This is a genomic window from Hungatella sp. L36 (genome assembly GCF_014288035.1).
Genome location: NZ_JACOPC010000003.1, coordinates 27,237 through 39,119, shown reverse-complemented (window position 1 = coordinate 39,119; position 11,883 = coordinate 27,237). Strand labels below are relative to the sequence as shown.

Annotated in this window: 7 protein-coding genes; 1 reads left to right on the top strand and 6 read right to left on the bottom strand. The window is 50.2% G+C overall.

Features of this window, described 5'->3' with window-relative positions; translation table 11 throughout:
• Positions 1-102: 102 nt before the first annotated feature.
• From H8S80_RS08995 to H8S80_RS08980, 4 genes are all read right to left on the bottom strand, one after another.
• The gene (locus tag H8S80_RS08995) at positions 103-3,015 is read right to left on the bottom strand and encodes an ATP-binding protein (protein WP_117630599.1); all 2,913 of its coding nucleotides are present in this window, start codon (positions 3,013-3,015) and stop codon (positions 103-105) included.
• A 227-nt stretch (positions 3,016-3,242) separates the two neighbouring features.
• Positions 3,243-4,169: a mechanosensitive ion channel family protein gene (locus H8S80_RS08990; protein ID WP_117630597.1), complete on the bottom strand. Its 927-nt coding sequence runs from the start codon at positions 4,167-4,169 to the stop codon at positions 3,243-3,245.
• A gap of 110 nt (positions 4,170-4,279) precedes the next feature.
• Positions 4,280-7,228 (bottom strand): 1,4-alpha-glucan branching protein GlgB, encoded by a 2,949-nt coding sequence (gene glgB, locus H8S80_RS08985; RefSeq protein ID WP_117630596.1) that lies wholly within the window; start codon positions 7,226-7,228, stop codon positions 4,280-4,282.
• Between the two features lie 251 nt (positions 7,229-7,479).
• On the bottom strand, positions 7,480-8,598 hold the full coding sequence (locus H8S80_RS08980; protein ID WP_117630595.1) for a DUF3810 domain-containing protein: 1,119 nt from the start codon (positions 8,596-8,598) through the stop codon (positions 7,480-7,482).
• 194 nt (positions 8,599-8,792) lie between these two features.
• Between H8S80_RS08980 and lepB the strand changes: the two genes are divergently transcribed.
• Positions 8,793-9,359 (top strand): signal peptidase I, encoded by a 567-nt coding sequence (lepB, locus tag H8S80_RS08975; RefSeq protein WP_002604874.1) that lies wholly within the window; start codon positions 8,793-8,795, stop codon positions 9,357-9,359.
• Positions 9,360-9,433: 74 nt separating this feature from the next.
• Here the strand turns inward: lepB and H8S80_RS08970 are convergent, their stop codons facing one another.
• The gene (locus H8S80_RS08970; RefSeq protein WP_117630594.1) at positions 9,434-10,297 is read right to left on the bottom strand and encodes an NAD(P)-dependent oxidoreductase; all 864 of its coding nucleotides are present in this window, start codon (positions 10,295-10,297) and stop codon (positions 9,434-9,436) included.
• A 129-nt stretch (positions 10,298-10,426) separates the two neighbouring features.
• Positions 10,427-11,764 (bottom strand): H2O-forming NADH oxidase, encoded by a 1,338-nt coding sequence (nox, locus tag H8S80_RS08965; protein WP_002604876.1) that lies wholly within the window; start codon positions 11,762-11,764, stop codon positions 10,427-10,429.
• Between the last annotated feature and the right edge of the window lie 119 nt (positions 11,765-11,883).

Here is an 11,883-nt window from a genome sequence, read left to right as displayed (position 1 = left end):
GGGGAGGCCGTCTAACGATCCAATCAACAAACCCCCGTTTGGGAATTCAACATTCCATAACGGGGGGTTAATTTTACTTTTTTCCAGCCTCAGTTCTTTCTTCTATTCACTCTTCAATCCGCCTGCCTCGAGTCCCAGCAGCCGGCAAATCTGGAGATAGAGATGTTCCACATCCAACGGCTTGCCTTCAAATCCACTCATACCGGCTTCCATTGCCGCGTCCACATCCTCTTTGAATACATTTGCAGTCATGGCTATGATGGGAACGGCGGCCGCGTCCGGCCTGTCCATGGCCCGTATGGCCCGCGTCGCCTCCAGGCCGTTCATCTCCGGCATCTGAATGTCCATGAGAATCACCTGGAATTCTCCCGGATCGCTCTCTTTAAACCGCTCCACCGCAAGCCTGCCGTTTTCACTCCGGCTCACCACCGCTCCCTTCAGTTCCAGAAGCTGAATGGCGATCTCGGCGTTTAAATCATTGTCTTCCGCAAGCAGAATCCTGACTTCCTTTAACAGCTCTTCTCCGACATGGCGTTCGTTCACGCTCACTCCATCGTATACAGGGCTGCCAACAGGCAGCGTAAGCGTGAAGTAAAATTCACTGCCGCGGCCCGGTTCGCTCTTCACCCGCAGTTCTCCACCCATCAGCTGCACAATACTGTGGCTGATCGGCAGCCCTAGTCCGGTTCCCTGGCTCTTGGCATAATTCGTCCCCACCTGTTCAAAGGTATCGAAAATACGCGTCTGGTCTTTCAGATCAATGCCCACTCCAGTATCAATCACCTGGAATTCATAGACCGCATTCTCACCGACTGTATGCTCATCGACCGCATTCTCACCGACTGTATGCTCACCGACCGCATTCTCACCGACTGTATGCTCACTGGCCGCATTCTCACCGGGGCCCGGCTTCTCCGTCACCCGAAGAATCACAGAGCCTCCCTCCGGGGTAAATTTAAACGCATTGGAAAGCAGATTCGTCAGAACCTGTCTCAGACGAATGACATCACCGGTCACTCCACCGTGAGAAATATCGGTCTCAATCCGGTAATTCAGGCCGCGCCTGTTCGCGTCTGTCTCCATCATTGTCCGCAGCTCATTCAGCATACGTTCCAGAGAGAAGGGCTCGCTGGCAATGGTCAGCATCCCGCTGTCCAGACGGCTCATATCCAGAATATCATTGATCAGATCCAACAGATAATGGGAAGAAGCCCGAAGCTTCACAAGCATTTCCCGTATATTCTCCGGCACCCCCTCTGTCATTCCGGCCAGATCCGCCAGACCTACCACAGCGTTCATAGGGGTCCTGAGTTCATGGCTCATGCGGGAGAGGAACTCGCCCTTCGCCCGACTCTCCGCCTCAGCCTTTTTTAAATCGCTCTGCATAACTGCGGCCTTCACACGGACACGGTTGACCCACAGAACCACAGTAACCAGAATCAGAAGAATCGCAGTTAAAATCCCCACAAACATCATGGGATTGGCATAAATCAGTTCTGTTATGGAAAGCACGCCCGTACCCGCGGAAACCATATTGTGATCCAGCAGTTCTGCGCTTCTGTCGCTGGGTATGCTGTTGATTGCCTTATTCATAATCGTCAGCAGCTCCGGGTCCGCCGGTCTTGCCATTGCCAAACAGATATCCATGCGGTCATTAATCAGCGTCACAGGTACGACGTTGGCAAAATGACTCTTCTGAATTTCATGTTCCATGTACGTGGCCAGACCGTAAGCAAAATCTGCCTCTCCACGGTTCACCGCCTTTAACGCCTCATTGATATTGCGATAGCTCTTCACCTCGGCAGCCCGTATGCTCTTTGGCAGCGCTCTTCCTTCAATCACCGCCCCCACAAGCTCACTTTCCGGAAAGCCGGACGCTTTGTTGCGCACGATAATACTGTTCATACTGGCAAACGGAGCCGTAAGCACCATCTTCTGATTCAGCGAATCCGCTTCGTCCCCCAGATAAAATCCGAGTATATCCGCCTTCCCCTGGCGCACCAGATCCATTGCTTCAATATAAGAGTCGGTGGAAACATAGTTAAACTCCAGCCCGGTAAACTCAGTGACCTCTTTTAAAATATCATACGTCAATCCATCATGCATATCATCCGGATCTTCGCAGGTCAACGGATGAAAATCATGCGGCATGGCCACTGTTACGCTGCCCTTCTGCCGAATATAGTCCTCTTCCTCTTTCGTGAGACGAATATCGACAGATGATGCATTCAGGAAATTGGCGGCGTAGCGTTCTGATGCAAAATCAGGATTGGAATCTGCAATTTTTGCCATAGCCATATTAAGGCCGTCCAGAACCTCCTGATTTCCCACATTCGTCACGATATAGTACGGCTGTGAATCATAAGAAACAACCGCCCGAATCCCCTGTTTCTGCTCCACACTGTTTCCCAGCAGCAGATCTACCTCTCCCTCCTGTAAATACGAATAGAGGTTCCCGTCCACCAGCTGCTCGTAGGAATAGTACTTCAGCGTACAGTCCAGATCGTTCATGGACAGATATTCTTTTAACCGGCGGATATTTTCAACGGCGCGGTCATAAACTCCTATGGTTTTTCCATTGAGGGACCTTAGATTATAGCTCTGAACAGAATCATCGTTCTCGCGCGCAAAAATAACCGACTTGCTGTAACCAATATTATAATCTGGATAGGAATAATACGCTTCCAGGCCAGGAAGATAATAATTGCCTCCCATCAGTTCATACTTTCCCTCAACAAAGCCTTTGAGCATAACCTCCGGAGTTGTATCAATATATTCGTACTCCCATCCGGTGTATTTGGCTATCTCATTGAGGTAATCCATCACCAGGCCATGACGGCTTCCATCCGGATCTTTTTCCGTTATTCCTTTCGCTTCACAAAATGCTACACGAAGCACACGCGGCTGACTCTCCGCAGCCATCGAGGTGATACAAAGCACTGACATTATCATGATCACCAGGCTTACCGCAGCCCAAAGTCCGAACCTTTTCACGACCGATGCTTGTTTCATCATCCGCACTCCTTCGCCGGAATTCCCTTCCGGACAGTATCTGTAATTACTTTTTTCACTAAAAAGTATACTATTCTGAGTATAACAAAGTGCATTGGAAAAAGCAATCTTTTGAAGGCCGCTCTCCCCACCACACCATGGTAAATGCAGGAAAGAGGCACCGCCCGCCGGTTCTGCACCGTTCGGGAAGCGCCCCTCCTGTTACTTTTTTAAACATCCGGATCCCGCATTTAACTATCCTGCGTCTCCGCATTTCCGTTTTTTATATGCACATCAAGCTGATTATACGGAATCTCGATTCCTGCTTCATCAAAGCGAAGCTTAATCTGTTCCATCATATTCCATCTCGTAGACCAGTAGTCCTCCGTGGCAACCCATCCGCGGCCGCCGATCGTGACAGAGCTGGCCCCCAGTTCGTCCACGTAGACATCAATAGATTCCTCTTTTAGAATGCAGGGATGATTTACATAAATCTGCTCCAGAATCTCCTTTGCCCGTTTCAGATCCGAACCGTAACCAATGCCGATTTTAATATCGACACGCCGCTTGTCCATGGCTGTCACATTGGTTAAGGGTGAGTTGGACAGCGTTCCGTTGGGAATTACGACCTGCTTGTTGTCAACCGTATTCAATACTGTATAGACAAGACCAATGGTATGCACCGTTCCCTCTCCGTCTTTGGAGACAATATAGTCACCAACCCGGAATGGTTTCATCATCAGGATCAATACTCCGCCGGCAAAGTTCGCCAGGCTTCCCTGGACAGCAAGGCCTACGGCGATACTGGCCGATCCCAGCAGGGCCACAATAGAAGCCGAATTCACACCGATCTGCCCGGCAATGATGAAGCCCAGCAGGCAGTACATGGTCGCATTCAGCACGGACAGCAAGAATTTCCTTAAGCTGATCTCCATATCCATCCTTGTAAAGGAACGGTTCAGCATGTGGTAAATAATTTTAATAACTCTGGAACCAACGGCAAAGATCGCCAGTGCAATCAGCAGCTTGATTCCAAATGCGATCAGTCCCGGAATCCAGCCTTTCATCGTCTCCAGCATAACGTTGGGCTTCAGCTGTTCTAAATTCTGCTGGACCTCCTGCTGCAGGGCCGCCAGAGATTCTTCCGGAATGCTCGCGCTTGAACTGCCAGTGATCATATTCTTATATCTCTCCAATCAAATCAATTAATTCTCATGTTACCGTCCCTCAGCCATTTTCGCCTTGGGCTTCTTTCAGGCAATTCCATAAGCTTCAGACTTCTAAGCCTTTATTTTTTTGCCTCATTCTTTTTATCGGTGATCTTCTCCGCAACAGGCTTCTTATCCTCGATCTTTTTTGCCTCTGGTTTTTTATCAGCGATTTTCTTTGCCGCAGGCTTCTTGTCTTCTATCTTTTCCGCCACGACCTTCTTATCTGCGATTTTCTTAGTTGCTGGCTTCTTATCCTCGATCTTCTCCGCCACGATCTTCTTATCCGCGATTTTCTTTGTCTCCGGCTTCTTATCCTCGATCTTTTCCGTCACAACCTTTTTATCCGCGATTTTCTTTGTCTCCGGCTTCTTATCTTCGATCTTTTCCGCTACGACCTTTTTATCTGCGATTTTCTTTGTATCTGGCTTCTTGTCCTCGATTTTTTCTGCCTCAGCCTTCACTTCCGCCATTTTCTTTGTATCTGGCTTCTTGTCCTCGATTTTTTCTGCCTCAGCCTTCTTATCCGTGATTTTCTTTGTATCTGGCTTCTTGTCCTCGATTTTTTCTGCCTCAGCCTTCACTTCCGCCATTTTCTGAGCCTCCGGCGTCTTGTCCTCGACTTTTTCCGCCTCAGCCTTCACTTCCACCGCCTTTGTTACAGCAGTTTTTTTCGCCGGCGCCTTCTTCACAGCTGCTTTTGTTCCAGCCGCCTTTACTCCGGCGGTTTTTGCAGCGGTGGTCTTCGCAGCGATGGTTTTCGCTCCGGAAGCTTTCTTAACCACTTTTTCTTCCACCGGCGTGCAGGTAAAGATCATAACAGAGAGCGGTGCCACCGTAATCTCGATGGAATCCGGCCTCTCGTCCTTCTCTGCCTTTTTCGAGCTCTTCGCGCGCGGATTGGTGCGTCCTTCGCCGCCATAGCTTTCCGCGTCACTGTTGGAGATCTCTTTATATTTTCCGGCAAACGGAACGCCAACCCGGAATTTCTCATGCAGTACTGTATCGAAGTTGCAGACAATCAGAAGTGTCTCCTCCTTCTTTTTCGTCCTTCGCAGGAATACCACAATGCTTTCTTCCGAATCCGTACAATTTACCCACTCAAAGCCTTCAGGCTCATAATCCATCTGGTGCAGCGCCGGATAGTTTACATAAATCTCATTTAAGGACTTCACATACTCCTGCATCTGTTTGTGAACCGGTTGTTCTGTAATCTCCCAATCCAGTTTCGCATTCTCATTCCATTCATGAACCTGTGCAAACTCCTGTCCCATGAACAACAGCTTCTTTCCCGGATGGCTCATCATAAAACCATACGCAGCACGCAGGTTCGCAGCCTTGGTCTCCAGTTCCTCTCCCGGCATCTTACCGATCATGGATCCCTTTCCGTGGACCACCTCGTCGTGTGAGAACACAAGAATAAAATCTTCGCTGTATGCGTAAAGCATGCTGAAGGTCAATTCTCCGTAATGGTGCTTTCTGAAATAGGGATCGCACTGCATGTATCCCGTAAAATCATTCATCCAGCCCATATTCCATTTATAATCGAAGCCCAGGGCGCCTTCCTTGATATCGCCGGTGATCTCCGGCCATGCGGTCGACTCCTCAGCGATCAGAACGGCTCCGTCTGCCCTTCCTTTAAATACGGAATTCAAATGTTTTAAGAATTCCACGGCCTCCAGGTTCTCGTGGCCGCCGTAAATATTAGGAACCCACTCCCCCGGATTCTTTCCGTAATCCAGGTACAGCATGGAAGCCACAGCATCCATACGGATTCCATCCGCGTGGTACTTGTCCGCCCAGAACAGTGCATTGGCGATCAGGAAGTTGGATACTCCCGGACGGCCATAGTTATAGATCAGAGTGCCCCAATGCGGATGAGCCCCCTGTCTCGGATCCTTATGTTCATAGACGCATGTCCCGTCAAAATTAGCCAGTCCGAAGCTGTCCCTCGGGAAATGTGCCGGAACCCAGTCGAGGATCACGCCAATGCCCTGTTCATGCATATAATCCACAAAATACATGAAATCATCAGGCGTTCCATACCGGCTGGTCGGCGCGTAATACCCAGTCACCTGATAGCCCCAGGATGCGTCCAGCGGATGCTCCATGACCGGAAGCAGCTCGACATGGGTGTAACCCATCATCTTCACATACTCCGCCAGTTTTACCGCGATCTCACGGTAATTATAGAATTCAGAACCGGTGATATCGTTCCCGTTCTCATCCCGCTCCGTCTCTTTCCGGATCCACGATCCGAGGTGGATCTCATAAATGGACATCGCCTGATTTTTAGAATCCGTCTTCGCACGTTTTTCCATCCAAGCGTTATCCTGCCACTCATAACGGCCCGTATCCCATACGACAGAAGCCGTGTTCGGACGCAGCTCGCAGAAATTACCATACGGATCCGCCTTTAACTGCGGCTCCCCATGGCTGTTCTTAATCTCATATTTATAAATCAGCCCCGATGCCAGACCTGGTATAAACAATTCAAAAATCCCGGAATCGCCCAGGCGTCTCATCTGATGACGTCTTCCATCCCATAAATTAAAATCTCCGACAACACTGACGCGCATGGCGCACGGCGCCCACACGGAGAAATAGACACCTTCCACACCATTCACACTCATCGGGTGCGCGCCCATCTTCTCATAGATTGTATAATGAACACCCGCTTCAAACTTCTTTAAGTCCGACTCTGTATACAGCGGTGAAAACGCGTACGGATCGTAAAGCTCCTCCGTCGTGCCATTATCGTAAACCACAAGCAGGGTGTATTCCGGAATATTCTTTCTCGGAATCAGCGCTGCGAAAAAGCCCGCCTCGTCTGCCAGTTCCATCGGGAATTCCTTTCCCGAGGAGGCAAGTCTGACCGTCACCATGACTGCCGTCGGTATGAATGCGGAGATCAGCAGCCCATCGTCCGTGATATGCGGTCCCAGCAGCTTGTGGGGGTCCGCCGCTTCTGAATATACAATCTCTTCAATCCCGGCCCAATCCATCAAATCATACAACTTTTTGTCCATACAATATCCTCCTGGTCCCTGTTTATTCCCGCGTGCAACGAGCCGGGCGGACGCGCTTGCGGGTCCATCCGGCGACTGCCGCGAGGGTCGGAATCCCCGCCGCTCACGACGCTGCATTTTTGATACCCCGCTGACTGCGGCGGGGTTTGCGACTGAGTCTATTTTAGCATTCATATGCGTATTTTACAATAGAATCCCACAGCACTTTCCGTATTTTTCCGACAAAAAGCCTCCGAAATCTACACGTTTTCCTATTGTTCTTCCGTCAGGGAATCCGCCTGTTTCCTGGCATAGGCCAGCATTAAGTCAACAACGCGGCCATAGCTCTTCACACCATCCGCCTGACTGTTTATTTTCAAATATGCATCATTCAGCTGGTTGGACACCTCCGCCGCCTTCCCGTCGTATCTTGCCCAGAATTCATTATTTCCTCTCAGATCTACCCAGGCCCGCTCGTCCAGAGCGCCGCACAGCTCCAGATACGCATCCATATCGGTCTTCGCCAAGGCGTTGGTCGCATAGACCCATCCGGTTAAGTATCCGCTGTAACGGTAGGATGGAGAGTCAGAACCAATGCACGCCAGATAGCCGATAAAATTTGCCTCGTCCTCCCTCATAAACCCCCGCAGATGGGACAGCTCATGGCAGATCGTATGGGGAATGTTGTAATCCGGCATCTCCCGGTTGTAATTCGCCTCCACGGTGAAGGGTGAATACTGGCCGCACAGCTGCTGAACCGAAAAGAAATACGACCACGCCAGCGGCTTCGGCCTGGGATAGTAGCCTGCAAGCTGGGGATACTGTTCTCCCAGCCGTCTCATGGCCGCCACGCCTTCCCGGTTGGCAGCCTTCATCTCCATGGCCGCTCCGACGCCGTCTTCACAGTACTGATTCACAGTCTTTGTCAGCGCGGCACAGAGTTCTGTAAGTTCGTCCTTTGAAGACTTTCTGACTTCCAGACCGGAGTAGCTGGAGAACGGTTTTCTATAATAATTGACACCACAGTTAAATGTAAACAGGAAAAAAATCCCCGTCAGCAGAAACAGCGCCCTCACAAGCACCCTTTTAATCCGTCTGATATGAGTCACCGTATACCAGACCGCTGCTGCGATAAGGAAATAAACGGCTGACTCCACTACGGAAAATGGAAAAATCCCGGATATTCGTCCCAGTGTTCCCACGATAAACGGATAAACGGTTACTGCATACCATTCTCCAAATCCCGGTACGAGACGGGCCAGAAGCTGAAAAAGCAGTGATAACGCAAACAGGACGCCGGATGCCAGAAGCAGCCGGATCTCCCGCCGCTTCTGTGCAGGATTCTCCTCTGCGCCGCTGTTCATACTCTTTTGCTGAATTGTCTCTCCCATACGTCTTCCCCCCGAAGTATTCCGCCATGCCCCACACAGCGGATTGTTTAAAATAACGGTACCATATTTTTATGGACATTTCGTGGAATGTTTGTGAATATTTTCTTACCATTTAAGAAAACCCCTTGCGGAATCCCGGAAACTCATTTAAACTCTCTTATGGACAAAATATATGGATAGAAAAGAAGGTCTCTATGAAAAAGGAAGATAACAGACTGGAGAAGAGCGAGGCATTTGACTGGAAGGCCGAGATCATAAGCTGGATTAAAATTATTATTGCGGCGGCCGTCATCGCCTTTGTTCTGAACAACTTCATCATCGCAAACAGCAAGGTTCCAAGCGGCTCCATGGAAAATACAATCATGACCGGAGACCGTGTCATCGGTTCCAGGCTGTCTTACAGATTCGGCGATCCAAAGCGCGGCGACATCGTTATCTTTCACTTTCCGGATGATCCGACCGGTACCATTTACTATGTAAAGCGGATTATCGGTCTGCCCGGAGACACCGTAGATATCATCGATGGAAAGGTCTATTTAAACGGATTTAAGACGCCTCTCGACGAACCTTACATTCGGGAGCCCATGGACCCGGAACCGCCGGCCCGTTTCGAAGTGCCGGAGGATTCCTACTTTATGATGGGCGATAACCGCAATTTCTCCGCAGACGCCAGGCGCTGGGAGAATAAATACGTAAAGCGTGATAAAATCATTGCAAAAGTACTGTTCCGGTATTATCCGGGCATCGGAAAAATCGAATAAGTAATGGAAAATGCGGAAGTCCGCCGGTTGTTCCCGGCAGACCTCCGCATTTTCTGTTATATCTTCGTTTTCCTCTACCACTGGTAGTACTGAACCAGCGCCTGAGTCCCCAGACTTCCTTTTCCCTGCGCCTCCATATCTTCATACATGGAAAGCACGTAATCCAGCACTCCCAGATGAACGCCTGCGTTCTCCGCTTCCTCGGAGGCAAGCTTCATATCCTTGATAAAATGCCGGATAAAGAAGCCGGGATCAAAATCGCCAACAAGGATACGGGGCGCTACCGTCTTAAGCTGTGCGCTGCCCGCCGCTCCCGTTCCGATCGAATCCACCATCTGGGCCACATCGAGTCCGGTGGCCTTCGCGTAGACCATGGCCTCGCATACGCCGGAGATCGCGCCGGCTATGGCAATCTGGTTACACATCTTCGTATGCTGGCCATTGCCTGCTTTTCCTTCGTACTTGATGTTCTTTCCCATGGCCTCAAAGAGCGGCATGCACGCGTTAAAGTCCGCTTCATCTCCGCCGGCCAGGATCGTCAGCGTTCCCTCTCTCGCCCCTGTGTCTCCGCCGGTTACAGGTGCATCCAGGGCCTTCAGCCCCGCTTTTGCGGCATCCTCGTATATCCTGACCGCCAGCTTCGGGCTCGTTGTCGTCATATCAATCAGAAATGTGCCCGGATCTGCACTGGCGACGATTCCATCGTCTCCGAAGTATACTTCTTCCACATCCTTCGGATATCCCACGATGGTAATCACCGCGTCACGCCCGGCGGCACAGGTCTTCACGTCCTCACACCAGACCGCGCCCTCTACGATCACATCCTCTGCTTTTTCCTTTGTTCTCGTGTAAACCGCCACCTCAAAACCAGCCTTCATCAGGTTGCGCACCATGGATTTCCCCATGATCCCGATTCCGATAAATCCCACCTTTTTCATGTATCCTTATCCTCCTTCTCGTATTGTCCATCTTCTATTCCGATTTTAACACGAGCTATGGCGGTTGTAAATTACCGGCGGAAACTTTTTGGAGTCATTCGGAATTCCCGGTTACCGTTCCCGGCCTTCTTACTTCGCGCTCAGCGCAGCCATGGTGATATAGTTGTATGGTTTGTTAAAGTGAGGAAGGAAAAACGCATCGAACAGTTTCAGCTTATCGATGGTTACCTGCTCCTCAATCGCCATCGAGAAGAGATGGATCACCATGGAAATATCGTAGTCCGAGCTGATCTGCGCGCCCAGAATCACTCTCGTGTTCTTGTCATAGACGATGCGCAGTTTTACCTTATAGTTTCCATTTTCCATAAATTCCGCTCTCTGCCAGTCCTCAAAATCCGTGGTGAGCGCCTCGATTCCCAGCTTCTCGGCTTTTGCCAGGCTGATTCCCGTGCTCACCATGTTGAGGCCCCAGATGCTGATGCCGTTAGAGCCCTGAACGCCCACGGATTCCAGCTTCGTGCCGCAGGCATTGTGAGCCGCTATAATTCCGGAGCGGACCGCATTTGTCGCCAGCGCAATATAGTCTGTGGCCTGAATCGCGTTGTTGTAAACCGTTGCACAGTCTCCGACCGCATAGACGCCCGGAATGCTGGTCTCCTGACATAAATCCGTCAAGAACGCGCCGTTCTTAAACAGCCTGATCTGTTCTCCGCCCAGTGCAGTATTGGGCTTGAAGCCAATTCCGAACACTACCATGTCGGCATCGTAGCTTCCCTTGTCCGTGACTACCTTCTGCACGCGAACGGAACCTTCCAGCTTTTTCACAGTCTCTCCAAAGGCCAGTGTAACTCCGTGCTCCTTCAAATTATCCGCCATCTGATCGGAAAATTCTCTGTCATAATATCCGGCCAGACAGGTCTCCGCACAGTCGATCAGTACCACTTCCCTGCCGTTTCTCTTAAATGCCTCCGCCAGCTCCACGCCGATATAACCGGCGCCGACCACTGCGACACGCTTTACGCTCTCATCCTTCAAACGCTCAATCACATCCTGAGCATTCTGGAACAGCTTTACGAACTGTACATTTTCAAGCTCCATTCCCTCGATGGCCGGACGGATCGGGAGTGAACCGGTCGCCAGGATCAGCTTGTCGAAATGCTGCTCATACGTATTGCCCTCACGGTCAGCCGCATAGACGATCTTTTTATCGTAATCGACAGAGGTCACCGGAGTTTCCATGTATATTTTGGCGCCCTTTGCCTCAAACGCCGCCTTATCCGAGTAAAACAGCCCCTCCGGTCCCGATATCTGTTTGCCGATCCAGAGCGCCATACCGCAGCCCAGGAAACTGATGTTGCTGTTGGAATCAAAGGCGATTACCTCTTTATCCTTATAATTATCCAGGATTGTGTTGAGCGCCGCCGTTCCCGCATGATTTGCCCCGATTACTACAATAGTTTCTTTCATGTGAATATCCTCCTGTTCATGATTTAAATGAGTAAAACCTTAGTTCAAAAAAATGCTTCAGATAATTAGAGTATCTCCAATATGGTCTCATTATATCACACCCTTAAAATAATAACAAT